The following is a 23,467-nucleotide window of genomic DNA, read 5'->3' as shown; positions in this document are numbered from 1 at the left end:
CGGGGTGACCGGGCCGCGCGCCTTCGGGTGGCGGCCCGGCGCCCGGTCGCGGCCGGGTGCCGGGTCGCGGCGGCCCGGCGCCTGGTCGCGGCCCGGTCAGAGCGCCAGCTTCATGCCCTCGTGGCTGGCCACGAAGCCCAGGTCGCGATAGAACCGGTGCGCGTCGGCGCGCTGCTTGTCGGTGGTGAGCTGCACCAGCGCGCAGCCGCGCTCCCGGGCCCGGTCGATCGCCCAGCGCATCATCGTCCCGCCCAGCCCACGGCCGCGCCGGTCGGAGCGGACCCGCACCGACTCGATCAGGCACCGCTCGGCGCCGTGCCGGCCCAGCCCGGGGATGTAGGTGAGCTGGAAGCAGCCGACCAGCTCCCCGCCGTCGTCGGCGACGATCAGCTCGTTGCGCGCATCGGCGTCGAGGTCGGCGAAGGCCCGCTCGTACGCCGCGTCCACCTCGGGCAGGTCACGGGTACGCCCCAGCACGTCGTCGGCGAGCAGCGCGAGCACGGCCGGCAGGTCGGCGCGGACCGCCTCCCGGAAGATCACCTCGGTCATCCGGCCAGCCTGGCACAGCGCCTCGTGCCGGTGTCGCCCGGTCTGGCGTCGAGGAGGTGCGGCGGCCTCAGCCGCCGTCCAGCCAACTCCGCAACGCCCACCACCAGTGCACGGTCTCCGGCACCGTGCACCGCGCTCCCTCCTCGACCGGCGGCCCGCCGGTCAGCTCCCGCAGCCGCCGCAGCCGGTAGCGCACCGTGTTCGGGTGTACGTGCAGCGCGGCGGCGGTCTGGTCCAGCCGCTGGCCGTGGTGCAGCCAGGCGAGCGCGGTGCCGGCGAGGTCCCGGTGGAAGTCGTCGGCCGGGTCGAGCGCGCCGAGCAGCGTGCCGCGCAGCAGCTCGGCCAGGACCGGCTGGGCGGCCAGCGCGGTCTCCCCTGCCAGGTCGGTGACCTGACGCAGGCCGCGCAGCCGCCGGTGCGCCGCCGTGGCCAGCGCCGCCAGGCAGAGCGCGTACATGGCCGGTGCCCGCGCCAGCGGCTGTGCGGGCGTCACCAGCGTCAGCAGGTCGGCCGGTACGGCGTCGGGCGGTCGCGGGAGCAGCCCGGCGAGCCGGTCGTCGACGGTGCCGAGCAGCCCGCCGTGCCGGATGAGCTGCCGGTGCAGCGCGTGCGCGCGTACCGGGTCGGGTGGCGCGGCGACCAGGCAGTGGTAGCGCCCGTCCGGCCGCAGCCCGAACCGGGTCAGCTCGGCCGGTGGCAGGCCCGCCGGGCCGTCGCGCAGCAGCCGCCGCAGCAGGTGCGCCCGGGCCGCCGCGCCGGTGCGGAGCAGGTCCCGTTCGGCGGCCCGGTGCCCGTCGACCACTGCCCGCTCCACCGCCGCGGCGTACCGGCCGATGGTGAGCAGCCCCTCCAGCAGCACCTCGTCCGGGATGCCGGCGGCCCGGCCGTGCCGGACCACCAGCTCCACCGCGCGGTCCCGTCCGGCCTGCACCCCGCGCAGCAGCCCGGCCACCGTGACGCCCTGCGCGGCCCGGTCCGCGCCCAGCCGCCGGGCCTCGGCGAAGTCCCGTCCGGCCGGGTCCTCGTGGCGTTCCAGCGCGCCGAGACCACTGGTCAGCAGCAGGACGACCTGGCGGCGTACCTCGTCGGCGGGCAGCCGGGCCACCTCGGGGGAGTTCACGCGGGCCGCGCGCGCCACCTCGTCGACGGCGGCCGGGTCGGCGGACAGGTCGCGCAGCAGCGTGCCGAACGTGGGGACGTTCCCGGTCCGGGTCACGCCGCCTCCCGTTGTCGTCGCGGCACAACCAGGTCGCGCGGGCGTTGGCGTCCGGTCCCTAGCCCCGGCAGCCGGCCGGTTGCTCTCCTGGTTGTTACCGCAAGGTAACACCGTTCGCGCCACTGAGAAACGTCGATGTCGTACCGGCTGCCAGGAGGCGTCCATGACACCCGTGCCACAGCACCCGTCCCGTACCCGCCGCTGCCGTGCCGGCCTGGCCGTGCTGGCCGCGCTCACCCTCGTCGCCCCGGCCCCGCTGCTGACGGCGCCCGCGCCGGCCGCCGCCGCGGTCCCGCTCCAGGAGGTGCTGTTCGTCGGCAACAACTGGGACGGCACCGCCGACGTCATCCGGTCCCGTGGTGACTACGCCAAGCTCGGCCGGATCAACGTCATCCCGGACCGCGCCGCGCGGCTGCGCGAGATCTACCTCAACCCGATCAAACTGGCGTACTTCCTCGGCATCCGGCAGGGCCCGGGGGAGGGCCACGACCAGTTCGTCGACGACATGTACACCACCCCGGACGGCAGCGCGGTGGTGGTGTCCCGGCCCAGCTTCGCCGACGTCGTCTCGATCGACCTCGCCACCGGCGCGCTGCGCTGGCGGTTCCCGGTCTCCGGCTACCGCGCCGACCACATGGCCGTGTCACCCGACGGCACCCGCGTCGCGGTCTCCGCCTCCACCTCCAACACCGTGCACGTGCTGGACATCCGCACCGGAACGCAGCTCGGCTCGTTCGGCGCCGGCGACAAGCCGCACGAGAACATCTACACCGACGGCGGCACCCGGCTGTGGAACATGTCCATCGGCGAGGTCAACACCGACCTGGACGCGCCCTGGCTCGACTGGACCAAGGGCGACCGCCGGATCACCGTCGCCGACACCAGCACGTACCAGGTGGTCAAGGTCATCGACATGCGGGACCGCCTCGACGCCGCCGGCCGCCGCGACCTCTCCGACGCGGTCCGCCCGGCCGTGTTCACCCCCGACGGCAGTCGGCTCTACTTCCAGGTGTCCTTCTTCAACGGTGTGGTCGAGTACGACGTGGCCACCGACCGGATCACCCGCATCGCCACGCTGCCGAAGAACCCGGCCACCAGCGAGGACCGCACCACCTGGGTCAACGACTCCCGGCACCACGGCCTGTCGATGAGCCCCGACGGCGCCCGGATCTGCGTCGCCGGGACCATGGACGACTACGCCACGGTGCTCGACCGGGCCACGCTGCGCGAGGGGCCGCTGGTGCCCGCGAACAAGCCGTACTGGGCCACGGTCAGCGGGGACGGCCGGGACTGCGTGATCTCCGAATCCGGCGCGGACCAGGTCACCGCGATCAACTTCGCGACCGGGCAGAAGGTCGCGAGCGTCCCGGTCGGCGACCACCCCCAGCGCGTCCGGATCGGACACGTGCCGCAGGACTGGACGCCCCCGGCCGCCGGCTGACCGCCGACGTTCCACCGGCCGGCGTCCGGCTCCCGGCCGCCGGCCGGACCGTCACCGGGCGGGGCAGCGCAGCCCCTCCCGGGGGACGGTGAGCGAGATCAGGTACGCGTCGACCGCCGACGTCACGCACGGCGTCTGCGGGTACGCGGTGTGTCCCTCACCCTCCCAGGTGAGCACCCGACCCACGCCCAGCATCGCGGCCAGCGCGGGCGTCTGCTCGTACGGCGTGGCCGGGTCACCTGTGGTGCCGACCACCAGGATCGGCGGCGCGCCGTTCGCCCGGCCGGTCGGATACGGGTCCCGCTCGCCGGGCCACTCCACGCAGCCGAGCATCCCCACCGCGAGGGCGGGACCGAACAGCGGGTACTTCTGCCGCCACTGCGACTGCAACTGGCGGACCTGCTCCCGGGTCGGCTTCTCGGTCTCGTCCGCGCAGTTGACCGCCAGGTTGGCGTCGAACAGGTTGGAGTAGTGCCCGTCCGGCTCCCGGCCCGCGTACGAGTCGGCCAGCTTGAACACGCCGGCCGGGTCGCCGCCCTGCAACTCGTCGATCGCCCGGGCCAGCTCCTGCCAGCCCTGCTCGGTGTAGAGCGAGGAGATCACCGCGTAGAAGACCCAGCCGGAGGTCGCCTCCCGGCCGTCCTGCCCGCGTACCGGGGAGGTCTTCGCCTTGGCGATCGCGTCGGTGACCGCACCGCGGGCGTCCGGCGCGATCGGGCAGCGGCCGGCGTTCGCCGCGCACCAGCGGGAGAAGTTGTCGAACGCCCGCTCGAAGCCCTTCGCCTGGCTCTCCGACCCGGCGATCAGCTTCTGCTGCGGGTCGACCGCGCCGTCGAGCACCAGGGCGCGCACACGCTGCGGATAGAGCTGGGCGTAGGTGGCGCCGAGCAGCGTGCCGTAGGAGTAGCCGAGGTACGTCAGCTTGTCGTCGCCGACCGCCGCCCGGACCGCGTCCATGTCGCGGGCCGCCTGCTCGGTGCCGTAGAGCGGAAGCTGGTCGCCGTACTTCGCGCCGCACCGCTCGCCGATGCGCCGGTTGAGGCCGACGAAGCCGTCGAACGACGACTGGCTCTCCGGGTCGGGGTCGTAGCCGAAGCTGGCGTCCAGGTCGGCGTCGGAGATGCACTTGACCGGGCTGGACCGGGCCACCCCGCGCGGGTCGAAGCCGACGATGTCGAACCGGTCGGTGACCGACGTCGGCAGCCCGCCGAACGCCGGACCGAAGGACAGGTAGACGGCGGTGTCCACGCCCGAGGCCCCCGGCCCGCCGGGGTTGACCACCAGCGACCCGATCCGGTCGCGCTGCTTTGTCGAACGGGCCCGGATCAGCGCGATCTCGAACGTCTCTCCCGCGCCCGGCCCGGCGGTCGCGCCGGTGGTTGCCCCGGTGCCCCAGTTGCGCGGCACGGCGATCCGGGCGCAGTCGTAGCGCATGTCCGCCGCACCCCGGCCGACCAGCTCGTTCGGCACCTCCGGGCAGGCCCGCCACTCCGGGGCGGTGCCCGGCGGGGCGGCCTCGCCCTCGCTCTCGGCGCGCGGCGCGAACGCCGGCAGCGTGCAGCCGGCGGTGAGCACCACCGCCGCGACGAACGCGGCGAGGGCGGGCCGGAACCGGCGGGTCCGGTCGGGGAAGCCTGTCACGTGGGCGCCTTCCATGATCGTGTCGACCGCCAGGCTACGCCCGGCCGGCCGCGTCACCGACCGTCGCCGCCGGATCGCCGCGCAGCACCTCGTCGACGTCGTAGCGGATCGGGCGGTCGAGCTGGCCGTAGTCGCAGGAGCGCGGATCACGGTCGGGCCGCCAGCGCACGAACCGGGCGGTGTGGCGCAGCCGGTCGCCCTCCATCGCGTCGTACGCCACCTCGACCACCAGCTCGGGACGCAGCGGCTCCCACTCCAGGTTCTTGCCGCCGGTCCACCGGCTCACCCCGCCCGGGATGCGCTGGCCGCGCTCGTGGTCGCCGTGCACCCACGGGTGCTCGCCGCCCACCTCGCGGTAGGGCTCCAGCTCGTCCAGCAGCTCCTTGCGGCGGGCCATGGTGAACGAGGAGCTGACGCCGATGTGGTGCAGCACGCCCTGGTCGTCGTAGAGCCCCAGCAGCAGCGAGCCCACCACCGGGCCGGACTTGTGCCAGCGGAAGCCCGCCACCACCGCGTCCATGGTGCGCGCGTGCTTGACCTTGAACATGAGCCGCTTGCCCGGCTCGTACGGCAGGTCGGCCGGCTTGACGATCAGCCCGTCCAGGCCGGCGCCCTCGAACACCTCGAACCAGCGGCGGGCCGTCTCCGGGTCGGTGGTCACCTGGGTCACGTGCACCGGCGGGCGCACCCCGGACAACGCCTGCTCCAGCCGCTCGCGGCGCTGCGGATAGGGCTGCCCGGTGAGCAGCTCGTCGTCGATGGCCAGCAGGTCGAACGCGACGAAGTCGGCCGGGGTGGTCTCGGCCAGCAGCTTCACCCGGGAGGCGGCCGGATGGATCCGCTGGGCCAGCAGCTCGAAGTCGAGCCGGGGGTGCCCGCCCGGCCCGTCCCGGCGGATCACGATCAGCTCGCCGTCGACGGCGCACCGGGGCGGGAGCTGCCGGCGCGCCTGCTCGACCACCTCCGGGAAGTAGCGCGTCATCGACTTGCCGCCCCGGCTGGCCAGCTCGACCTCGTCACCGTCGCGGAACACGATGCAGCGGAAGCCGTCCCACTTCGGCTCGTAGGTCAGGCCGGGATCGGTGGGCAGCTCGGACACGCTCTTGGCCAGCATCGGCTCGACCGGAGGGTTGATCGGCAGGTCCACGGCGACCAGTCAACCAGACCCCACCGACAGTGGTGAGGCAGATCACCGGGGGTGGCCGGGCGGCGTGTCCCGTGCCGGTCGCCTTCGTCACCGCTGCCCGGATGTTGAAACCGCAGGTCAGAGCTACCTTCGCGGCGTGCCGGAGTGGAGCTGCGGATGCTGCGGGCGCTGGCGGGTCAGCGTCGAGCTGATCCGTGGCCGCTACCGCTACCGGCTGGCGCACCGCTATCCGGCCGAGCACGGCGGCGGCGCGAACGTCCTCGGCGAGGTCGGCTCGATCACCGAGCTGGAACGCCTGCTGAAGCGCTACGCCCCGGTCACCCTGGCCGACCTGCGCGAAGCGGCCTGACCCGCCGCCCCGGCGAGGCTCCGATCTTGGAGTTGTGGCGCCTCATAAAGCTCGTCAATCGGGCATCCTGGGCACCACAAGTCCAAGATCGACGAGGCGGGGCGGAAGCGGGGCGCGGAAGCGGGGCGCGGAGGCGGGGCGCGGAGGCGGGGAGCGGAGCGGGGCGCGCGCGGGACGGCGGGCGGGTGGAGTGCGGGCGTAGCCTGAGCGGACCGTCCACGGGGGAGGAACGCCGATGCGGTTCGTCGAGTCCGTCGAGATCGCCGCCGACGTCGACCGGGTCTGGGCGGTGCAGAGCGACGTCGAGCGCTGGCCGGAGTGGACGCCCTCGGTCACCGCCGCCCGCCGGCTGGAACCCGGTCCGCTGGCGCTCGGCTCGACCGCCCGGCTGGAGCAGCCGCGCCTGCCCCCGGCGGTGTGGCGGGTCACCGAGATCGAGCCGCCGTACTCGTTCGTCTGGGAGTCCGCGAGCGCGGGCGTACGCAGCCGGGGTGAGCACCGCCTCGTCGCGCTCGGCGACGGGCGCACCCGGGCCGAGCTGGCCCTGGTGCAGACCGGTCCGCTGGCCGGCCTGCTCGGCTTGCTCGCCGGGTCGATGATGCGCCGCTACCTGCGGCAGGAGGCGGACGGGCTCAGGCGCCGCTGCGAGCAGGGCTGACCGTCTTCTCCAGCACGGCGAGGCGGTTGCCGTTCTCGTCCGGCCGGTGCGCCACCACCCGGTAGCCGCGCCGCGCGTACAGGGCCAGGTTCGCCGCGCTGTCCGCGCCGGTGAACAGCGCGAACCGGGTCACCCGGCCCGCGCAGGCCTGCTCGACCGCGTCCAGCAGCCGTCCGCCGACGCCCCGGCCCTGCTGGTCCGGCGCGACCGAGAGGCGGCCCACGTGGGCGGTGTCGCCGTCGACGCGGGCGCGTACCGAGCCGACCAGGCGGGGGCCGCGCCGCGCGGCGAGCACCACGTCCGGTCCGGCCAGCGCCGCCCGGACCTCGTCCAGCGTCTCGGTCAGCGGGGGCAGGAACACGTCCCGGTAGCGCTGCGCCTCCACCAGGTACGCGGCGCGCTGCACGGTGAGGATCTCACCGGCGTCGGCGACGTCGGCGGGGGCGATGGTCACGTCGGTCACCGGCTCAGCTCACCACAGCGCTCAGAAGCGGCCGTACGCTGGCGGGGGTGTTCCCATCAGCGTGGAGGTGACCGGCGTGCCCGAGCTGACGTACCCGGAGGTGGGCGCGACCCGCGACGGCGGCCTGCCGGCCGGCTACCACCACCTGCGCCACCGGGTCCGGCTGCCGGACGGCGGCTTCCCGGTCGCGGCGGACGCGCTGCTGGGCTGGCGGCTGCACCGCGCCGCGGGCGTGGTGATGCGCGCGGACGCGCCGCGCGCGGCGCCCGGGGTACGTGTCACGCCGGGACTGGGCGTCGGCCCGGCGCGGCTGTGGGGCCCGACCGAGGTGGTCTGGGTGGTGGACGAGCCGGACCGGGCCGGGTTCGGCTACGGCACGCTGCCCGGGCACCCGGAGGTCGGTGAGGAGGCGTTCCTGGTCACCCGGGGTGCCGACGGCGTCTGGTTCGAGGTGACCGCGTTCAGTCGCCCCGCCCACTGGTACGTGCGGGCCGGCGGGCCGGTCGTGCTCGGCTTCCAGCGGGCGTACGCCTGGTGGCTGGGCCGGACGCTGCGGCGGCTGTGCCGGCGGCGCTGAGCGGTCAGTAGCGGGCGAACGAGCGGATCGGGGCGCGCGGGCCGTACTTCGGCGCCTGGATCCCGGCCGCCTCCAGCAGCACGCACACCCGGCCCCGGTGCCCCCGGAACGGCGCCAGCAGCGCCAGCATCCGGGCGTCGTCGCCGCGCGGCTCACCGGCCAGCGCCCAGGCCACCGTGTTCGGCACGTGGTAGTCGCCGACGCTGACCGCGTCCGGGTCGCCGTACGCGATGCGCACCACCTCGGCGGCGGTCCACGGCCCGATGCCGGGGATCGCGGTGAGCCGCCGGGTGGCCTCGGCCGAGTCGGCGCAGCGTTCCAGCCGGTCCGCGACGGCCGCCGCGCGGCGCAGCGTGTCGGCGCGTCGCTGCTCCACCCCGAACGGGTGGAACACCCAGTACGGCGTGGCCGCCACCGCGGCCGGCTCCGGCGGCAGCAGCAGTGGTTGCAGCGGACCCGGGGCGGGTTCGCGGAAGTGCCGCACGGTGGCGGCGTACGCCCGGTACGCCTCCTTGCCGGTGACCTTCTGCTCGAAGACGGCCCGCAGCAGCCGGGGGAAGATCTGGCCGGTGGCGGGCATCCGCAGCCCGTGGTGCGTGTGGGCGAGGCGGGCCACCAGCGGGTGCGCGGCGGCGAGCGCGGCGAACCCGGTCAGGTCGTCGCACAGTCCGGCGATCCGGTCGGCCCGCTCGACGACCCAGCCGGCGCCGGGGCCGTACCCCTCGGCGGTCAGCTCGCCGGCCTCCGGGCGCAGCGCCAGCGTGGCCGGTCCGTCCGGGGTGCGGGTGGCCCACCAGAACGTGCCGGCGGCGATCCGCGCGCACGGGTCGTACGGGCTGAACGTGAGCGCCCGCACCGACGCGGCCAGCCGGTAGCCGGCCGGGGGGCGCAGCGTGCGGCGGGCGGCGGGCGAGGTCACCCGGCCACTCTGCCACGCGTCCCGGCGGTGACGCCGGACACGCCGAGCCGGGAGGCGGGGCGATGCCGGTGCGCCCCGCCTCCCGGGTTCCCGACGATGACCGGCCGCGCCCTCCCCGGCGGCGACCGGTCACCGTGACCTGGTGCGTCAGTACGAGTAGTCCGACCCGCCGCCGGAGCTGTTCGAGCTGCCCGCCGCGGGCGGCGCGACCGGCTTGGGCGTGCCGGTCGGCAGGCAGGTCAGGTTCTTCTTGCCGTTCGGGTCGACCACGAACCAGGTGCCGCCGACGCCCTGGCCCTTCCACTGGCCCGGCTTCTTGTCGCCGATGTAGCGGTAGACCGGCCAGCCGCCGATGGTGAGCTGCCGGGTGCCGTCCTGGCGGGTGATGGTGCCGACCTTGTCGTCGGAGACGCCACGCAGCTTCGGGTTGCCGTCGGTGAGCGACGGCGGCCAGACCTCGGCGCACTTGTCCACGCAGTTGGACTGCGGCGGGTCGTCGGAGTCCTTGTCGAACCGGTACAGCACCCAGCCGTCCTGGTCGGTGACGACGCGGCCCATCCGGGGCAGCTTCTTGCCGACCAGCTCGTCGGTGATCTTCACGTTGGCCGGGGGCGCCTTGTCCGCGACCGGCTCCTCCTCGGGAGCCGCCGACGCCTCCGGTTCGGCCGCCGCGGTGGGTTCGGCCGCGGCGACGGCGACCGGCTCGGCCGCGCTCGAGTTCGCCCCGTTGTAGCCTGCGGGGGCGCAGGCCGTAAGTGCGACCATCGCGCTCGCGACGATGACGGTCGTCCGCTTGTGGTGTGCCACGTGCCCTCCTCGTTCTTGGCAGTTCGCCGAGTAGTACGGGCGCGGCACTGTCAAGGTTGAAGTCGAAACGGTGGCACATTTCACAGTGGACTGATTGAACCGACAGCCGTTCTGGCGCGTGCGTCAGCACGAGGGGGTCCGCCGGCCCGGACACGACAAGACGGCGCCGGGCGGTCCAGCCGCCCGACGCCGTCGTCGTACCGGATCAGATGTCGTCCACCGTCACCAGCGGACTCGCCACCCCGTTCGCGTCCACCGACTGCACCTGAAGCTTGTCGATGTCGCGCACCGGGGCGGAGGTTGAGGCGGTCAGCTCCAGCGGAAGCTGGTTCTGGTTCGTGCCGTAGCCGCCGGCCGGCACCGACCAGGTGGAGATGACCTCGCTCGTGGCGTTCTTGCGCACCACCACCAGCCGGCAGACACGCGGCCCGGGCAGGCGGCTCAGCTGCACCGAGATCTGCGTGCCGTACTCCTTGCGCGCCAGCCACATCGTGGTCTGCACGCCGGTGCCCGCGTCGGTGGCGTTGTGCTGGTCGCCCTCGATCGGCTTCTCCCCGCCGACGCCCGGGTCGTTCGGGTTGCCCGGCTCGCCGCTCGGCGCCGCGGTCGGCGCGGTCTGCGTCGGCCCGGCCTGCGGCGTCGGCCCCGGCTCGTCGCCGAGCATCCCGGCGGCGACCCCGCTCAGGCCGCCGAACACCACCACTGCCGCCGCTGTCGCCAGCAACTGCCGCACCCGGGTACGACGGCGGTCCCGCCGCACCGCCACCAGCGTCCGGTCCAGCAGCGCCGGATCGGTGTGCGTCTGCTCCAGCGCGGCCATCGCCTCGCCGTCGATGCCGGAGAGCAGCCCCACCACCGGGACCATCGTCTCCAGTTCCGCCGCGCAGGCCCAGCAGGTGGCCAGGTGCTCCTCGAACCGCTCCGCGTCCTCCGCGTCCAGCACGCCGAGCGCGTACGCGGCGACGTCCATGTGGTCGGCCCGGCTCATTCGGTCACCCCCCTCTCCTGCAGAGCCGTGCGCAGCGCGCGCAGCGCGTAGTAGACCCGCGACTTGGCGGTGCCGAGCGGAAGCCCCAGCTCCTCGGCCGCCTCCGGCACGGTGCGCCCCCGGAAGTACGTCGCCACCAGGATCTCCCGGTGCGACTGGCTCAGCGTACGCAGCGCGTCCGCCACCGTCATCGTGCGCAGGACCCGGTCGGTGCTGTCCGCCTCGGCGAACGCGGTCAGATCCCGGTCGTACGTCTCCGGCGGGCGGGCCTGCTCGCTGCGGTGCTCGTCGATGGCGATCCGCCGGGCCACCGTGACCAGCCAGGGACGCAACGAGCCCTGGCCCTGCACGCCGAGCCGGTGCGCGTTGCGCCAGGCCCGCAGCAGCGTCTCCTGCACGATGTCCTCGGCCCGCTGCCGGTCCCCGCCGGTCAGCCGCATCACGAACATCAGCAGCGGGCCGGCGTGCTCGGCGTACAGCAGGCGGATCAGCTGGTCGGAGTGGCTGGCCTCGGCGGAGGTCGCCTGGTGGCGTCCGGGAGCGGGTCGCGGCGGCACCGGGTCATTCTGGCGATCGGCGGGCCGGGCGTCGACCCCCCGGCGGGAACGCGAGGCGCGCGAGTGTGGTTGTGCCCGGGCGAACATCCACTCGGGCCGCGCCACTTCGCCGTGCCAGCCGGCCGCCACCGCATGCATGCAGACCTCCGCTGTCCAATGACATCAGCCGGCCCCCCACGGGCATGGCCGCCCGGTGATACGCAGCCACCAGCCGATCGGATCAACGTTTGACGGAAAAAATTCCGGGCGGCGGGGGAGTGGAGTCGACGGCGTCCGCGTCGTGGACCACCGCCGCGCCGCCGGTGAAGCGGTCCAGCTCCGCGCCGGCCAGCACCCGGCCGGGGAACCAGTCGCCGGCCGCCCGCCGGGCCAGCTCCGGCACCGGCGGCTCCACCCGGGACGCCACCAGCACCAGGTTGCCGTACCGGCGGCCGCGCAGCACCGCCGCGTCGCCGACCAGGCAGGCCCGGGGCAGCACGGTACGCACTGTGGCGACCTGCGCCTTCGCGTGCCGCAGCGGCGGGCCGTCGGCCACGTTCGCCAGATAGCTGCCGCCGGGCGCCAGCACCCGGGCCACCTCGGCGGCGTACTCCACCGAGGTGAGGTGCGCGGGGGTACGGGCTCCGGCGAACACGTCCGCCACGATCACGTCGTACGCGCCGTCCCGGCTCGACGTCAGCGTCGCCCGCGCGTCGGCCACCCGTACCCGCAGGCGCGGATCGGCAGGCCACGGCAGCTCGCGGCGGACCAGCTCCACCAGCGCGCCGTCCACCTCGGACACCCGCTGCGTCGAACCCGGGCGGGTGGCCTGCACGTACCGGGGCAGGGTGAGCGCGCCGCCGCCCAGGTGCAGCACCCGCAGCGGCGCCCCGGCCGGCGCCACCAGGTCCAGCGCGGCGGCCAGCCGCCGGACGTACTCGAACTCCAGGTGAGCCGGGTCGGCGAGGTCCACATGCGACTGCGGTGCGCCGTCCAGCAGCAACGTCCACGAGCCCGGACGGTCCCGGTCCGGCACCAGTTCGGCCCGCCCGGTGTCGACGTCGGCCACCACCCGGTCGGCGTCGCGTCGCCGGCCCATCAGCGCCGCATTCCGCGCGCCGCCGCGGTGAGCACCCGGTGCAGCAGCCGCGCGTCGCCGAGCATCCCGCGCAACCGGCGTTCCAGCCCGGCGATCGGCACCAGGTTCTGCGGGGCACGCGGATCCTTGTACGGGGTGGAGGCGAACCGGGGCAACGTCACCAGCGACAGGTCGGCCAGCGCGATCGCCTCCGGCACGGTCAGGTCGGCCGAGCACTCCACCCGCACGATCCCGGCCCACGGCGCCCCGGCGCGCACCGGCAGGCGCAGATACCAGGACCAGCCGCCCCACGCCGTGCCCAGCCGGAACACCGGGCAGCGCTCACCCGGCGCCAGCCCGGTCACCACGGCGGTCAGCCGCCCGTCCAGGTATTGGCTGTGCTGCGTCTTGATGTACCCGAGCGTGCGCGGCAGGTTGCGCCGGCTGCGCAGCGGGCCGTCCACCACCAGCAGGTCGCCGTCGGTGCGTACCGCGTCGGAGACGGCCACCTCCAGCGCGGTCAGCGGCGCCTGCACCGCCGCGGGCAACTTGCTCAGCTCACCGGTGCCGCTGACCCGGTGCACCGGGTAACGCACAGTCCCGGCGACCACGTCCTGCGCCGACGGGCTCGCCGTGAACAGCCCCCGGCCCACCCGGGCGCCGGCCATCTCGGCGGCGCCCCGGTCCAGGTCGCAGCGCACCACACCGGCCGCGTACGAGGCGGCGATGCCGGGGAACGAGCCGCCGTCCTCCTCGGCCGTCCAGACACTGGCGTCGATCCGGCGTACCCCGTCGACGAGCAGCACCACGTCCGGCGACCGCACGCCCGCGCGGGGGCCGATCGCCCGCCAGTCGGTGGCCGGCAGCTCGACGTCGGCGTCCACCTGGGCGCTGCTCGGCGCGGCCGGACCGGACCCGCCCGCAGCCTCGAACGACGCGCCGTACGCCGGATCCCAGGCGTCGACGAAGAACGCCGGCGACTGTGACGTCACAGGCCGGTCCGTTCCACGCGGGCCGTCCGCGCGTCCTTGCGCACCTCGAACCGGACCGGGATCCGCTCGGCCAGCGCCGGCACGTGGGTGACCACGCCGACCATCCGGTCGCCCCGGGCGGCCAGGTTCTCCAGCGTCGCCGCGACCGTGTCCAGCGTCGCCGCGTCGAGCGTGCCGAAACCCTCGTCCAGGACGATCGACTCCAGGCTGGCCGCGGTGGTGGACATGCCGGCGAGCTGCTCGGACAGCGCCAGCGCCAGCGCCAGCGACGCCTGGAACGTCTCCCCGCCGGACAGCGTGCGCACCCCGCGCCGCAGCCCCGCGTCGTGGTGGTCGACCACGAAGAACTCGCCCTTGTCGTGCACCAGGTCGTACTGCCCGCCGGACAGCTCCCGCAGGATCCGCGACGCGCCGTCGACCAGCAGGTCCAGTGCCTCGGTGAGCAGCCAGCGTTCGAAGTTGTTCGCCCGCAGGTGCGAGGCGAGCGCCCGCGCCACCCGCGCCTCGTGCTCGTGCCCGGCCCGCTGCTCCCGCAGCCCGGCGGCCTGCTCGCGGCGCTCGTCCAGGCGGCGCAACTCCGCCTCGGCCCGCTCCACCGCCACCGCCACGTCGCGCGACGCGTCCTGCGGGGCGTCCAGCCCGGCCGCGGTGAACAACGCGGCGATCCCGTCGGCGACCTCGGCCGCGGCCCGCTGCGCCGCCTCCACCGACTCGGCCATCCCGTCGCGGTCCGCGCGCCGCGCCCGCGCCTGCTCGCCCGCCCAGTCGGCCAGCGCCGTCCACGCCGCCGCCACGTCGTCCCGGTCGGCGGCCGGCGGCCCGAACCGGGCCAGCCCGTCGCGTACCGCGTCGAAGTCACGCCAGGCCCGGCGCAGCCGATCCTGCGCGGCGTCCAGCGCGCCCCGCGCCCGCCGGGCCGCCTCCCGCCCGGCCCGCACCGCGCCCGCCGCCTCCTCCAGCGCGGCGCGCAGCCGCGCGTGCTCGGCCAGCGACTCCCGCAGCCGTTCCGGCGTGGGCGCGTCAGTGAGCTGCTCGTCCAGCTCGGCCAGGCGCGCGCCGAGCTGGTCGTGCTGGGTCCGGGCGCGCAGCAGCACCCGGTCCAGCTCGCGGGCCGCGGCGTCGCGTTCCTGCACCACCCGCTTCGCCGCCTCGCTCGCCGCCCGCGCCGCCTTGCCCGCCTCGATCGCCCGGCTCACCGCCGAACCCTTCGGCACCGCCGGCACGGTGGTGACCGTCTGCTCGCACACCGGGCAGGGCGCGCCGTCGACCAGGTGCGCCCGCAGCGCCGCCGCCTGGTCGGCGGCCTTCGCGTCCTCGTGCGCGCGGAACGCCGACTCCAGCTCCGTCTCGGCCCGCTGCGCGTCCGCCCGCGCCGCCGCCAGCGCCGCCACCGCCGCGTCGTGCTCGCCGCGCGCCGCGTCCACCGCCGCGCGCGCAGTCGCCGCCTCCGCGGTCAGCCGGTCCCGGTCCGCGTACGCCTTCAGGTGCAACCGCAACGCGCTCTCGTCACCGGCGGCGGTCAGCTCCCCGCGCAGCTTCTCCTCGCGCTCCTCGGCCAGCCCGACCGCGCCCGCCGCCTCGTCGGCGGCCACCCGGGCCGCCGCCACCGCCCGCGCCAGCTCGGCGGTGCCGTCCGGCGGCCGCACCCCGGCCAGCACACCCAGCTCCGCGTCGAGCGCGGCCAGCGCCGCGGCCCGCTCACCCGCCGTCGCCCGGGCCCGCTCCCATTCGGGTACGGCGGCAGCGACCGCTGCGGCCAGCTCCCGCATCGCGTCCACCCGCTCCCGGGCGGCGGCCAGACTCTCGTCGTCGACGTCGGTGAGCCCGCCGAGCAGCTTGTCGACGGTCTCCAGCTTCGCCTCGGCCTGCCCGGCCCGCTCGACCGCCTTCTTCTGCACGTTCTCGTAGACGCCCAGCCCGAGCAGGTTCACCAGGATCTGCTGCCGGGTGGCCGGCTTGGCGTGCAGGAAGTCGGCGAACTGCCCCTGCGGCAGCACCACGCAGGAGGTGAACTGCTCGTACGGCAGCCCGACCGCGTCCAGCACCGCCTGTTCCATCTCGGCCGGGGTGCCCGCCACCACCTCGCCCAGATCCTCCGGGCTGAGCCCGGTGTCGAGCTTGGTGACGTCGAAGCCCGGCGGCATGAGCTGCAGCCCGGCGTTGGCCGTCTTCACGGTGCCCCGGCCGTCCCGGCGCACCACCCGGGTCGCCACGTAGCGGTCCCCGGCGGACTCGAACACCAGCCGGACCCGCGCCTCGGTGGCCGACGGCGCCAGCGCGTTCGCCAGCCCCCGGGCGCCGCCCCAGCGCGGCACCGTGCCGTAGAGCGCGAAACAGATCGCGTCGAGCACCGTCGACTTGCCCGAACCGGTCGGCCCGACCAGCGCGAAGAAGTCCGCGTCGGTGAAGTCGACAGTGGTCTCGTCGCGGAACACCGTGAACCCGGCCATGTCCAGCCGCATCGGCCGCATCAGTGCTCCACCTCCTCGAGCAGCTCGTCGAAGAGTTCCCGGACACCCTCGTCGGCGTGCCCGCGGCTGTCCAGGTAGTCGCCGAACAACTCGCCCGGCGACCGCCCGGCCCGCTGGGCGGTCCGGGTCCCGCTGCCCGGCGCGGGCACCAGCTCCGGGTCGATCCGGATCTCCAGCGCCCGGGGCAGCAGCTCCTGCACCTCCTCGCGCAGCCCGGCCCGGGGCTGCTCCCGGACGTAGACGCGCAGCCAGCCCTCCGGCGCCTCGATCTCGGCGAGCTGCGCGAGCGTGCCGCGTACCGTGCGCAGCGGCACCGCGCCCGGCACCGGCACCTCCCGGATGCGGGCGGCCGTGGTGGCGGTGACCTCCACGATCGTCACCGAGCTGACGTTCTCCTGCTCGCCGAAGTCGACGGCGAGGGGGCTGCCGCTGTAGCGGATCGGGCACGGGCCGATGACCCGCTGCGAGCGGTGCAGGTGACCCAGCGCCACGTAGTGCGCGTTGCCGGGGAAGACGGTAGCCGGGACCGCGTATCCGAGCACCGTGTGCGCGTCCCGCTCGCCGCCGCCGGTGCTCGCCCCGACCACGGTCAGGTGCGCGGTCACCAGGTGCACCCGGTCCGGCTCGGCGAACCCCTCGGCGAGCCGGTCCAGCACCCGGCCCAGGTGGTCGGCGTACGTCTGGTTCGCCTCGGCCGGGGTGAGCGTGTACATCTCCACCGCGCGCACCGCGTACCGCTGGGACAGGAACGGCAGCGCGGCCAGCCGCCAGCGTTCCCCACCGGCGGTGACCCCGTCGACGACGTGCTCGTCCGGGTTCTCCCGGACGCTGCCGCGCAGCGTGATCCCGGCCGCCTCGGCCCACGGGCGCAGCGCGTCCAGCGCCGCGCCGTTGTCGTGGTTGCCGCCGATCGCCACCACGTCCGCGCCGGTACGCCGCAGCGCGGTGAGCGCCCGGGTCACCAGCCGCGTCGCCTCCGGGGTGGGCGCGGCGGTGTCGTACAGGTCACCGGCGACGATGACCAGGTCCGGCCGCTCACGCTGGGCGATCTCGATGACCTGGGCGAGGACCTGCTTGTGCTCCTCGGCCCGGGACTGCCCCTTGAGGACCTTGCCGACGTGCCAGTCGGAGGTGTGCAGGATCTTCATCTGGGTGCCGCCTAGAACGGGATGTCGTCGTCGGAGGAGCCGGAGCCGACCACCGCGAACGGATCGGCGGCCTGCGTGATCGACCGTAGCGTCTCCGAGGGCGCGCGGCCCGCCTCCGAGACCCGGGTGGCCCACGCCGGGAACGGGAACTCCAGGCAGAGCGGCACCGGGATGTCCGGCTGGTTGACGAACATCGTGCCCGGCTTGGCCAGCAGCGCCCGCTGCCGTTGGGCAGGCGGCAGGAAGCCGTACTCCGGGCGGGACGCCTCGGCCGGGTCGAGCCGGCCGACCACCCGGATCGCCGAGTTGGTGACGATCCGCCGTTCCACCTCGCTGGCGGTCTGCTGCGCGCCGACCAGGATCACGCCCAGCGAGCGGCCCCGCTCGGCGATGTCGAGCAGCACCTCCTTGATCGGCGACGAGCCCTCCCGCGGCGCGTACTTGTTCAGCTCGTCCAGCACGACGAACAGCAGCGGCTTGGCGGTGCCCGCCTTCTCCTTGCGCTCGAACTCGCTCTTGAGCGTCACACCGACCACGAACCGCTGCGCGCGATCGGGCAGGTTGTGCAGGTCGACCACTGTCACCTGCGCGCTCTCCGCCGTGTTGATCGAGTGCGGGCGGCGGGTCGCCAGGTCACCACGGATCAACCGGCCCAGGTCCTTCTTGCTGCCGATCAGCCGCCGGGCGAACGCGTTCACGGTGCCCAGCCCGACCGCGCTACCGGCCCACTCGCCGCGCGTCTCGTCGTCGTTGAGCTGCTCGACCACGTGGTCGACCAGATCCGCGTACGAGCCGAGCCGCACCCCGTCGATGCTCACCCCGCCGTCGGCCGGCTGGGCGTAACGGGCCAGGTGCGCGGCCACCGAGTGGACCACCATCGTGTACTGCTGGCGCTCGTCGTCCGCGTCGGCGAACACGTACGGCAGGAGCCGGTCGGCGCAGAACTCGGACAGCGTCCAGTAGAAGCTGTCCACCCCGGTGAGCCGGCTGCTCACATCCGGCGTGCCGGAGGAGTCGCCGACCCGCGGCGGGGCGTACACCCGCACGTCCGGGAACGCGCCGGCATCAAGGCCCAGCTTCGCGTACGCCGCCCGGGTCGGATCGTCGAGCCGGCTGTTCGGGTGGTCGAGGAAGAGCAGGTCCTCGCCCTTCACGTTGAAGATCAGCGCCTTCGCGTTGACCGCGTCGCCGCCCAGCACGCCGGAGCGGAACACCGAGTAGAGCAGGAACGTGGCGAAACTCGTCTTGGTCGCGACGCCGGAGATGCCGGAGATCGACACGTGCGCGCCCCGGGTGCCGTCGAGGAAGTCGGCGTTGAGGTAGACCGGCACCCCGTCGCGGCCCATCCCCATCGGGATCCGCCGCTCCATCCGGTCGAAGTGCAGCGCCCGCGCCCGCGCGTCACCCTCGGCCCGGTGCACCACGGCGCCCGGCGTCGGCGGCACGTAGAACTCCGGGTCGACCCGCGTGGTCGTCACCTCGGCCGCCTCCTGCACCTGCGCCGGCAGCGTGCCGTCGGCGATGGCGAAGACGTCGGAGTCGAACTGCGCCCCCTCGTGCCGGGCACGCACCTGGGTAACCACCCCGGCGATCGTCACCGGCTCCCGGTCGGGCAGGTCGCGGCGGGTCACCACCACGTCGTCCAGCTGCAGGTAGCTGCCCGGCGCGACAGCCGTCCAGAAGGTGAGCGGGGTGGCGTCGGCGGTGCCGAGCACCCGGCCGACACCCTCGCCGGGCCCGTCGAGCTGGTCGTCGGTCATCGGCGGTCTCCGGTCGGCTGGTCGTACCGTTGGCGGTGCACGTCGTGCATCCTGCCCGAGGGATGCGACAGGTTGCCACGCGACGCGGCGGACGCCACGCCGAGCGTGCGCCGAACGGTAGCCACCCGGATCCGCCCGGCCACGGTGCGTACGTTTCTGCCCGCTCCGGCGCTGTCTCCGGCCCCCGGCCCGGCCGGCTCGGTGGAACGCCATGGGTGTCTCCGCGAGCTTTTGACACCCATGACGTTCCACTCGCCCCGCGAACCCCGGGTTGCTTGGCGCGCGAGAGCCGCCCCCAATGTCGAGACCCACGTCCCGCTCTCCGGGACGCTCGGAGATCTTGGTACGAGAGCGCCCTCATAGGGGCCGGTTGGTACCAAGATCTCGGGAGCCGGGAGCCGGGAGCCGGGAGCCGGGAGCCGGGAGCCGGGAGCCGGGAGCTGGTCAGGCGGCGGGGGCGGATCCGGCGGGTGTGGGGTCAGCGGGGTCGCGGGCGTACCGCAACATGAGCACTCCGTCGGCGGCGGCCAGCACGTGGCGCAGCGGCAGGTGCCGGGGCGGGCTGGCGTCCCCGGCGGTGATCCGGCCCGGGCCGGCGCCGACGAGCAGCGGCGCCACGGTCAGGCACAGCTCGTCGACCAGGTCGGCGGCGGTGAGCGCGCCGAACAGGTGCGGGCCGCCCTCGCAGAGCAACTGGTCCAGCCCTCGGCGGCGCAGCTCCGCCAGGCCCACGGCCAAGTCGACCCGGCCGCTGCCGTCGACCCGGCCGCTGCCGTCGACCCGGTCGGTGCTGGTGACCGGGGCGGGGCCGCAGCGGACCAGGTCGGCGACGTCGGTGAGGCCGGGCGGCGGTACGGCGTCGGCGTGGGTGAGCACGATCGGCCGGACCGGGGCGTCGGCGAATGCAGCCTGGGCCGGGTCGAGGTCGAGTGAGCCGGAGACGACCACGAGCGTCGGGAACTCGGCCAGCCCGCGTTCGCGGCGCCAGGCCCGGCGTTCCGGGCTCAGCCGGACCGCCCGGTAGCCCTCGTGCCGCAGCGTGCCGGCGGCCACCACGAGAGCGTCGCAGAGCATCCGCAGCAGCCCGAAGACCCGCTTGTCCGGCTCGCCGGAGAGCCCGGCGGAGTAGCCGTCCAGAGTGACCGCCCCGTCGGCGCTGGCGACGAAGTTGACCCGCAGGTGCGGGCGGGCCGCCCGGCCGTAGAGCGCGGTGAGTTCCGGATCGGTCAGCGCGCCGGTGACGGGTGCGGGCCAGATCCGTTCGATCGGGGTTCCGACGCTCATTCGCCGGCCGGACCGGTGACCGGAGGGGTGGGTTCGGGGGTACGGTGCTGGCAGTCGCACCACTTCCGGCCAGGACAGTCGTCGTGCCGCCGTTCCCGGCAGGCTCGGCAGATCATGCAGGCAGCCTATGCCGAGGAAGGATGGGACGTCGTGTCGCGTCAGATCTTCCAGCTCATGGTGTCGCTGGCCGGGGTCCGGCCGCGGGTGTGGCGGCGGGTGCTGGTGCCCGGCGGCTACACGCTGGACCGGCTGCACCGGGTGATCCAGCACGCGATGGGCTGGCGCGACTGCCACCTGCACTCGTTCGACGTGGACGGCCGGCAGTACGGCGAACCCGACCCGGACGGCGAGCTGGCGCTGCGCGACGAGCTGGACGTCCGGCTGGACACGGTAGTGGGCAAGGGCGACCGGTTCCGCTACACCTACGACTTCGGGGACTGGTGGGAGCACGACCTGGTGGTGGAGGACTGCTGCGCCGCCGACCCGGACGAGCGTTACCCGGTCTGCCTGGACGGGGAGCGGGCCTGCCCGCCGGAGGACGTGGGCGGCCCGGCCGGGTACGCGGTCCTGCTCGCGGCGCTCGCCGACCCGGCGCACCCGGAACACGTGACGATGCGCGAGTGGGCCGGCCCGGCGTTCGATCCGGCCGCGTTCGACGCCGGCCGCGCCACCGTCCTGCTGCGCCGCTGCTGCTGATCGCGCCGCCCGCGCGCCGCTGATCGCGGGCTCCGAGGAGGGGTCGCCAGCGGCGCGGTAACGAAATGGGAACGCTCCCAACGGTCTATTGACACCCCTGTCACCTCCCGGCAACCTCATGGGAGCGCTCCCGAGAGTGGTGCGGATCTCCCTCCTGCCCCGCTCCGGCCCGCGCGAAACGCACCCCCCACCACACAGCAGATATCGCCTCACCACCGAAAGAGGGGTCTCGGATGAGCGTCCCAATCCGTCGTCGGCGGTTCGCGGCCATCGCGCTCGCGTCCGTCGTCGTGCTCGGCACCACCGCCGCCTGCGGCGACGACTCGGACAGCGGCGACAGCGGCAGCGGCGACGGCCCGATCACGCTGGTCGTCGACGTCTTCGGCGACCAGGGCTTCGGCTACGAAGAGCTGTACAAGCAGTACGAAGCGGAGCACACGAACGTCAAGATCCAGGAGCGGGGCAAGGGTCTCGGCCTCGGTGACTACAACACCCGTCTGACCCAGCAGATCACCGCGGGCTCGGGCGCCGGTGACGTGGTGGCCCTGGAAGAGGGCACCATCGTCCAGTTCTACGCCCAGGCCGACAAGTTCGTGAACCTCGCCGACCACGGCGCGAACGACCTCAAGGGCAACTTCCTGCCGTGGAAGTGGGAGCAGGGCACCACCCCCGACGGCAAGGTGCTGGGCCTCGGCACCGACGTCGGCTCGATGGCGCTGTGCTACCGCAGCGACCTGTTCAAGGCCGCCGGGCTGCCCACCGACCGCGAGCAGGTCGGCGCGCTCTGGCCGACCTGGGACGAGTTCATCGCCACCGGCCAGAAGTTCGCCGCCGCCGACAAGAAGCACAAGTTCGTCGACTCGGCGACCAACTTCTACAACGTGGTGCTGATGCAGGTCGCGGGCCAGGGCAGCGGCTACACGTACTACGACAAGAGCAACAAGATGGTCATCGACCAGAACCCGGACGTGAAGACGGCGTACGACCTCACCACCAAGATGATCGCCGCCGGGCTGTCCAACAACCTCCAGTCGTTCTCCAACGAGTGGAACGCCGGCTTCAAGAACGGCACCTTCGCCACCATCGCCTGCCCCGCCTGGATGACCGGTGTCATCAAGGGCCAGGCCGGTGACGCGGCGGCCGGCAAGTGGGACATCGCCAAGGCGCCGGGCGCCGGTGGCAACTGGGGCGGTTCCTTCCTGGGCGTGCCGAAGTCGAGCAAGCACCAGAAGGAGGCCGCGGAGCTGGCCAAGTTCCTGACCAGCGCCAAGGGTCAGATCGGCGCGTACAAGGCGGTCGGCAACCTGCCGTCGAACCCGCAGGCGCTCACCGACCCGGCCGTCGCCGACTCGACCAACGACTACTTCAGCAAGGCCCCGGTCGGCAAGATCTTCGCCGCCGGCGCGACCGAGCTGAAGCCGGTCTACCTCGGCCCGAAGAACAACGCGGTCCGCACCGCCGTGGAGAACACGCTGCGCGCCGTGGAGCAGGGCAAGTCGGCCGGCGAGCAGTGGCAGGCGGCCCTGAAGAACGGTGCGGCCGCCGGTAAGTGACCGGTTGAGCCGCCCGCGGGTGGCGTCGGCAGCCCATGCTGCCGGCGCCACCCGCGGTGCCCGCAGAGTCCGGCGTCGCCCGTGTGGCGGGTGACGCCGGCCGAGGAGAAGGACTCCCCATGAGCCTCGACCTGCACGCCGCGGCGCCGCCCGAGCCCGGCGCGCCGCGCTCCGCACGTCACACACGCCGCCGCGCCGCCTCGATGACCCGGCTGGACCTGAAGTACTCGCCCTACCTGTACGTCCTGCCGTTCTTCGTGATCTTCGCCGTGTTCGGCGTGTACCCGATCGCGTACACGGTCTGGATCGCGCTGACCGACCGGTCGCCGCTGAACCCGACGATCTCCTTCGTCGGGATGGACAACTTCGTCGAACTGATCACCGAGGACCCGCAGTTCTGGAACGCGGTGGTCAACACGTTCGGCATGTTCGCGCTCTCCACAGTGCCCCAGTTGCTGCTGGCGCTGATGCTCGCCAACGCGCTGAACCGGAAGCTGCGCGCGCAGACGTTCTTCCGGATGGCCATCGCGATGCCGATCATCACCTCGACCGCCGTGGTCGCGCTGATCTTCTCGATGCTCTACGCCAAGGACTTCGGCCTGGTCAACTGGCTGCTCGACAGCATCGGCCTGGACCCGATCGACTGGCGGGCGAACCGCTTCGCCTCATGGTTCGCCATCTCCACCATGGTCGACTGGCGGTGGGTCGGCTACAACGCGCTGATCTACCTCGCCGCCATGCAGTCGATCAGCAAGGACATGTACGAGGCCGCGGCGTTGGACGGCGCCTCCCGGCGGCGGCAGTTCTGGTCGATCACGGTCCCGCAGCTGCGCCCCACGATCATCTTCACGCTGATCATCTCCACCATCGGCGGCCTTCAGCTGTTCACCGAGCCCCTGCTGTTCACCAGCGGCTCGGGCGGTCTCTCCGGTGGTTCGGAGGGGCAGTTCCAGACCATCACGATGTACCTGCTCGACGTGATGAACCAGCGCTTCCGGTGGGGGTACGCCGGAGCGGTCGCGCTCGTGCTCTTCGTGCTCATCGCGTTGATGTCGGCGATCAACTACCTGCTCGCCCGCCGCATCAGCTCCGACAAGTGAGGTGACGAGATGACGACCACCGCGGTCCGCCCGCCCACCCGGCACAGCGCGCCGGTGAAGACCACCCACCGGGCCGAGCGGCTCTGGAAGGCCA

Annotated in this window: 22 protein-coding genes; 7 read left to right on the top strand and 15 right to left on the bottom strand. The window is 74.0% G+C overall.

The features are described 5' to 3' along the window. Window positions 1-96: 96 nt before the first annotated feature. Window positions 97-549: a GNAT family N-acetyltransferase gene (locus HA073_RS00160; protein ID WP_030503026.1), complete on the bottom strand. Its 453-nt coding sequence runs from the start codon at window positions 547-549 to the stop codon at window positions 97-99. A gap of 67 nt (window positions 550-616) precedes the next feature. Beyond that, a complete protein-coding gene (locus HA073_RS00155) occupies window positions 617-1,765 on the bottom strand; it encodes a helix-turn-helix domain-containing protein (RefSeq protein WP_064447170.1) in 1,149 nt (382 codons plus the stop codon). Between the two features lie 163 nt (window positions 1,766-1,928). Here HA073_RS00155 and HA073_RS00150 point away from each other — a divergent pair, with 163 nt between their 5' ends. After that, window positions 1,929-3,206, top strand: coding sequence for a YncE family protein (locus tag HA073_RS00150; protein ID WP_166455440.1), 1,278 nt, complete (start codon window positions 1,929-1,931; stop codon window positions 3,204-3,206). Between the two features lie 51 nt (window positions 3,207-3,257). Here HA073_RS00150 and HA073_RS00145 read toward each other — a convergent pair whose 3' ends face one another. Both HA073_RS00145 and HA073_RS00140 read right to left on the bottom strand, forming a co-directional pair. Continuing rightward, the gene (locus HA073_RS00145; protein WP_064447268.1) at window positions 3,258-4,862 is read right to left on the bottom strand and encodes an alpha/beta hydrolase; all 1,605 of its coding nucleotides are present in this window, start codon (window positions 4,860-4,862) and stop codon (window positions 3,258-3,260) included. Between the two features lie 19 nt (window positions 4,863-4,881). After that, complete coding sequence (locus HA073_RS00140) at window positions 4,882-5,994, bottom strand: ATP-dependent DNA ligase (protein ID WP_064447172.1); 1,113 nt, start codon at window positions 5,992-5,994, stop codon at window positions 4,882-4,884. 136 nt (window positions 5,995-6,130) lie between these two features. Between HA073_RS00140 and HA073_RS00135 the strand changes: the two genes are divergently transcribed. Then, on the top strand, window positions 6,131-6,343 hold the full coding sequence (locus HA073_RS00135) for a hypothetical protein (RefSeq protein ID WP_043325629.1): 213 nt from the start codon (window positions 6,131-6,133) through the stop codon (window positions 6,341-6,343). Between the two features lie 235 nt (window positions 6,344-6,578). Continuing rightward, window positions 6,579-7,001: an SRPBCC family protein gene (locus HA073_RS00130; RefSeq protein ID WP_166455439.1), complete on the top strand. Its 423-nt coding sequence runs from the start codon at window positions 6,579-6,581 to the stop codon at window positions 6,999-7,001. Here HA073_RS00130 and HA073_RS00125 read toward each other — a convergent pair. Then, entirely contained in the window at window positions 6,976-7,464 is a 489-nt protein-coding gene (locus HA073_RS00125; RefSeq protein WP_043325626.1) for a GNAT family N-acetyltransferase, read from the bottom strand. The genes HA073_RS00130 and HA073_RS00125 overlap by 26 nt on opposite strands. Before the next feature lie 55 nt (window positions 7,465-7,519). Here HA073_RS00125 and HA073_RS00120 point away from each other — a divergent pair, with 55 nt between their 5' ends. Continuing rightward, complete coding sequence (locus HA073_RS00120; protein ID WP_064447269.1) at window positions 7,520-8,041, top strand: DUF1990 family protein; 522 nt, start codon at window positions 7,520-7,522, stop codon at window positions 8,039-8,041. A 4-nt stretch (window positions 8,042-8,045) separates the two neighbouring features. Here the strand turns inward: HA073_RS00120 and HA073_RS00115 are convergent, their stop codons facing one another. From HA073_RS00115 to HA073_RS00070, 10 genes are all read right to left on the bottom strand, one after another. Continuing rightward, window positions 8,046-8,960: a DNA-3-methyladenine glycosylase gene (locus HA073_RS00115; protein ID WP_104114374.1), complete on the bottom strand. Its 915-nt coding sequence runs from the start codon at window positions 8,958-8,960 to the stop codon at window positions 8,046-8,048. 147 nt (window positions 8,961-9,107) lie between these two features. Then, a complete protein-coding gene (locus HA073_RS00110) occupies window positions 9,108-9,767 on the bottom strand; it encodes a hypothetical protein (RefSeq protein ID WP_064447175.1) in 660 nt (219 codons plus the stop codon). Between the two features lie 205 nt (window positions 9,768-9,972). After that, window positions 9,973-10,755: an anti-sigma factor gene (locus tag HA073_RS00105; protein WP_030503037.1), complete on the bottom strand. Its 783-nt coding sequence runs from the start codon at window positions 10,753-10,755 to the stop codon at window positions 9,973-9,975. Beyond that, window positions 10,752-11,450 carry a sigma-70 family RNA polymerase sigma factor gene (locus HA073_RS00100; protein WP_030503038.1) on the bottom strand — a complete coding sequence of 233 codons (699 nt, stop codon included), beginning with the start codon at window positions 11,448-11,450 and terminating at the stop codon, window positions 10,752-10,754. Before HA073_RS00100 ends, HA073_RS00105 begins: the two co-directional genes overlap by 4 nt. A gap of 82 nt (window positions 11,451-11,532) precedes the next feature. Further along, the gene (locus tag HA073_RS00095) at window positions 11,533-12,390 is read right to left on the bottom strand and encodes a spermidine synthase (RefSeq protein WP_166455438.1); all 858 of its coding nucleotides are present in this window, start codon (window positions 12,388-12,390) and stop codon (window positions 11,533-11,535) included. Continuing rightward, window positions 12,390-13,361 carry a hypothetical protein gene (locus tag HA073_RS00090; protein WP_064447178.1) on the bottom strand — a complete coding sequence of 324 codons (972 nt, stop codon included), beginning with the start codon at window positions 13,359-13,361 and terminating at the stop codon, window positions 12,390-12,392. The genes HA073_RS00095 and HA073_RS00090 overlap by 1 nt, the downstream gene beginning before the upstream one ends. Next, window positions 13,358-15,832 (bottom strand): AAA family ATPase, encoded by a 2,475-nt coding sequence (locus tag HA073_RS00085; protein WP_166455437.1) that lies wholly within the window; start codon window positions 15,830-15,832, stop codon window positions 13,358-13,360. Before HA073_RS00085 ends, HA073_RS00090 begins: the two co-directional genes overlap by 4 nt. After that, window positions 15,832-16,980: an exonuclease SbcCD subunit D gene (locus HA073_RS00080; protein WP_166455436.1), complete on the bottom strand. Its 1,149-nt coding sequence runs from the start codon at window positions 16,978-16,980 to the stop codon at window positions 15,832-15,834. Before HA073_RS00080 ends, HA073_RS00085 begins: the two co-directional genes overlap by 1 nt. A gap of 11 nt (window positions 16,981-16,991) precedes the next feature. After that, window positions 16,992-18,740, bottom strand: a complete 1,749-nt coding sequence (locus HA073_RS00075) for an ATP-binding protein (RefSeq protein WP_043325613.1) — start codon at window positions 18,738-18,740, stop codon at window positions 16,992-16,994. Between the two features lie 444 nt (window positions 18,741-19,184). Next, window positions 19,185-20,024 (bottom strand): pyrimidine reductase family protein, encoded by an 840-nt coding sequence (locus HA073_RS00070; protein WP_166455435.1) that lies wholly within the window; start codon window positions 20,022-20,024, stop codon window positions 19,185-19,187. 150 nt (window positions 20,025-20,174) lie between these two features. Between HA073_RS00070 and HA073_RS00065 the strand changes: the two genes are divergently transcribed. The 3 genes from HA073_RS00065 to HA073_RS00055 all read left to right on the top strand — a co-directional run bounded on the left by HA073_RS00065 (window position 20,175) and on the right by HA073_RS00055 (window position 23,373). Next, entirely contained in the window at window positions 20,175-20,720 is a 546-nt protein-coding gene (locus HA073_RS00065; protein WP_043325609.1) for a plasmid pRiA4b ORF-3 family protein, read from the top strand. Window positions 20,721-20,953: 233 nt separating this feature from the next. After that, window positions 20,954-22,273: an ABC transporter substrate-binding protein gene (locus tag HA073_RS00060; protein WP_043325608.1), complete on the top strand. Its 1,320-nt coding sequence runs from the start codon at window positions 20,954-20,956 to the stop codon at window positions 22,271-22,273. A 119-nt stretch (window positions 22,274-22,392) separates the two neighbouring features. Then, on the top strand, window positions 22,393-23,373 hold the full coding sequence (locus tag HA073_RS00055) for a carbohydrate ABC transporter permease (RefSeq protein ID WP_043325606.1): 981 nt from the start codon (window positions 22,393-22,395) through the stop codon (window positions 23,371-23,373). The last annotated feature ends 94 nt before the right edge of the window (window positions 23,374-23,467 follow it).

The sequence above is a fragment of the Micromonospora sp. CMU55-4 genome (assembly GCF_011602315.1).
Lineage (GTDB): Bacteria > Actinomycetota > Actinomycetes > Mycobacteriales > Micromonosporaceae > Micromonospora > Micromonospora chalcea.
This window is presented reverse-complemented; position numbering and strand designations above follow the sequence as displayed.

Bases quoted from the DNA above. Each gene is read 5' to 3' on its own strand.
- HA073_RS00160 (WP_030503026.1), bottom strand. From the start codon at position 549: ATGACCGAGGTGATCTTCCGGGAGGCGGTCCGCGCCGACCTGCCGGCC.
- HA073_RS00150 (WP_166455440.1), top strand. From the start codon at position 1,929: ATGACACCCGTGCCACAGCACCCGTCCCGTACCCGCCGCTGCCGTGCC.
- HA073_RS00145 (WP_064447268.1), bottom strand. From the start codon at position 4,862: ATGGAAGGCGCCCACGTGACAGGCTTCCCCGACCGGACCCGCCGGTTC.
- HA073_RS00130 (WP_166455439.1), top strand. From the start codon at position 6,579: ATGCGGTTCGTCGAGTCCGTCGAGATCGCCGCCGACGTCGACCGGGTC.
- HA073_RS00105 (WP_030503037.1), bottom strand. From the start codon at position 10,755: ATGAGCCGGGCCGACCACATGGACGTCGCCGCGTACGCGCTCGGCGTG.
- HA073_RS00100 (WP_030503038.1), bottom strand. From the start codon at position 11,450: ATGCATGCGGTGGCGGCCGGCTGGCACGGCGAAGTGGCGCGGCCCGAG.
- HA073_RS00095 (WP_166455438.1), bottom strand. From the start codon at position 12,390: ATGGGCCGGCGACGCGACGCCGACCGGGTGGTGGCCGACGTCGACACC.
- HA073_RS00085 (WP_166455437.1), bottom strand. From the start codon at position 15,832: ATGCGGCCGATGCGGCTGGACATGGCCGGGTTCACGGTGTTCCGCGAC.
- HA073_RS00080 (WP_166455436.1), bottom strand. From the start codon at position 16,980: ATGAAGATCCTGCACACCTCCGACTGGCACGTCGGCAAGGTCCTCAAG.
- HA073_RS00075 (WP_043325613.1), bottom strand. From the start codon at position 18,740: ATGACCGACGACCAGCTCGACGGGCCCGGCGAGGGTGTCGGCCGGGTG.
- HA073_RS00070 (WP_166455435.1), bottom strand. From the start codon at position 20,024: ATGAGCGTCGGAACCCCGATCGAACGGATCTGGCCCGCACCCGTCACC.
- HA073_RS00060 (WP_043325608.1), top strand. From the start codon at position 20,954: ATGAGCGTCCCAATCCGTCGTCGGCGGTTCGCGGCCATCGCGCTCGCG.
- HA073_RS00055 (WP_043325606.1), top strand. From the start codon at position 22,393: ATGAGCCTCGACCTGCACGCCGCGGCGCCGCCCGAGCCCGGCGCGCCG.